The sequence below is a fragment of the Streptococcus pluranimalium genome, from assembly GCF_047785745.1.
In the GTDB taxonomy this organism is placed as follows: domain Bacteria; phylum Bacillota; class Bacilli; order Lactobacillales; family Streptococcaceae; genus Streptococcus; species Streptococcus pluranimalium_B.
Map to the genome: position 1 here is coordinate 1 of NZ_JBLOJT010000180.1, position 1,558 is coordinate 1,558.

Genomic DNA, 1,558 nt, shown 5'->3' on the forward strand with positions numbered 1-1,558 from the left:
TAAAATAGCAATCTTTTTTAAATTAATAAGCTTCTCCTTTTAATGAATAACTACGACTTTAGTCTACCATCATTTTAGACACCTGACTAATAGCTATTTTATATTAAGCCTTATAAAAATTAAAAGTCGCTCGAACAAAAAAACTAGACCGAAATCTAGTTTTTACATTGTGATTAAAAGGTTTGTTTCTTAGCTTTGCGTTCCGCACGACCGCGCGCCTTATTAGCAGCACGACGTTCTTTTTTACGTTTTTCATCAACAGCCCACTGGATTTTCTTTTTGTAGCCTGGCTTAACTTTTTTCTTTTTCTTCTTAACAAGACCAATCATCTCAGTATCTAGTTTCTGATAAGATTTTTCACGTTGGTTACGACGATCACGATCGTGAGTATCTTGAATACCACCGTCTTTTAAAACTTTTGCTTTAAAAGTAATACCCATCTTTTCCAATTCACGAATATCTGTGTCATCGCTTGGTTGGTAAAGGGTGATAGCAATTCCAGATAATCCATTACGTCCTGTACGCCCAACACGATGAACAAAGAAGGACAAGTCTTGCGGAATGGCATCGTTAATCACATGGCTGACTCCTTCAATATCAATCCCACGTGCAGCCAAATCTGTCGCCACGATATATTCAAAATCTAAGTTTTTAACTTGATTCATGATACGCTTACGTTCACGTGGTGGAATACCACCGTGGATTTTAGCTACTTTTAGACCATTGGCTAGAAGATAAGCATGTAGCTCATCAGCACGCTCTTTGGTATTAACAAAAATCATCGCCATATAAGGATTAATGACTTTGGATAATTTCAAAATATGCGTGTTGTTATCCTTACCTTTTGTTGAAATCAACCAGTTATCAATGGTATCTGAAATGACAGTACTTGTCTTGATTTGTTCCATCACCGGATTGGTCAAATATTTTTTAAGGAATGGCTGTAATTTTTGCGGAATGGTTGCTGAAAAGACCAGCATTTGGATATCTTTTGAAAAACTTGCTGCAATCTTATCAACAGTATCCAGAAATCCCATATCCATGGTCATATCAGCTTCGTCAACGACAAAGGTGTGGGCCTTGTAAATTTCCAAGTCACCGGATTTAACCAAATCATAAACACGGCCCGGCGTACCGATGACGATATGAGGCTGTGCTGATTTTAGGCGTTCAATTTGACGCAATTTATCCGTTCCGCCTACATAGTTAACGACACGGATTTCTTTGTCAGAATGCGACGCAATTTGCTTAGTCGCCTGATAAATTTGAGTAGCCAATTCGCGACTTGGCGCTGTGATAACCACTTGGACTTCTGCTCTTTCTTCATTCAATTTTTCAAAAATGGGCAACAAGAAAGTATGGGTCTTACCAGACCCTGTTTTTGATTCTCCGACCAGGTCACGACCTGAGCGAACGACTGGAATTAACTTTTGTTGTACTGGTGTTGGTTCTTTAAATCCAATCTCATCTAAGGCTGATTGGATATAGGTTTTAAAATTAAAATCTTTAAAGGACATAAGACCTCCTTTTCTTATGACTATTATAACATAATAAAAGC

Annotated in this window: 1 protein-coding gene; it reads right to left on the minus strand. The window is 37.7% G+C overall.

The window, feature by feature from the left end:
• Window positions 1-173: 173 nt before the first annotated feature.
• Window positions 174-1,517 carry a DEAD/DEAH box helicase gene (locus ACMZ6U_RS10305; protein WP_416108330.1) on the minus strand — a complete coding sequence of 448 codons (1,344 nt, stop codon included), beginning with the start codon at window positions 1,515-1,517 and terminating at the stop codon, window positions 174-176.
• Between the last annotated feature and the right edge of the window lie 41 nt (window positions 1,518-1,558).

Excerpts from the sequence above, each read along its gene's own strand:
- ACMZ6U_RS10305 (WP_416108330.1), bottom strand. The coding sequence starts at position 1,517 with ATGTCCTTTAAAGATTTTAATTTTAAAACCTATATCCAATCAGCCTTA.